Raw genomic sequence first — 464 nt, forward strand, 5'->3', positions numbered from 1 at the left:
GCGATGAACCAAAAAAAGGGGGCACCAGACGGTGCCCCCAAGGGGAAACAGAATCAGCGCGATTCCGTCTAGAACACTTCGAACAGGCCAGCAGCACCCATGCCGCCACCGATGCACATGGTGACGACCACGTACTTCACACCGCGGCGCTTGCCTTCGATCAGGGCGTGGCCGGTCATGCGGGCACCGGACATACCGTAGGGGTGGCCGATGGAGATGGCGCCGCCGTTGACGTTGTATTTTTCCGGGTCGATGCCGAGCTTGTCCCGGCTGTACAGGCACTGGCTGGCGAACGCTTCGTTCAGCTCCCAGAGGCCGATGTCATCAACCGTCAGGCCAAAGCGCTTGAGCAGTTTTGGCACGGCATACACCGGGCCGATGCCCATTTCGTCAGGGTCACAACCGGCCACTGCCATGCCACGGTAGGCGCCCAGCGGTTGCAGGCCCAGTCGCTCGGCTTCCTT

General features: G+C 62.3%; 1 pseudogene. It reads right to left on the reverse strand.

What is annotated here, in order from left to right:
• Window positions 1-68: 68 nt before the first annotated feature.
• A pseudogene (locus tag A3754_RS06130) lies at window positions 69-464 on the reverse strand (acetyl-CoA C-acyltransferase); the annotation flags it as partial.

Source organism: Alcanivorax sp. HI0083 (assembly GCF_001635175.1).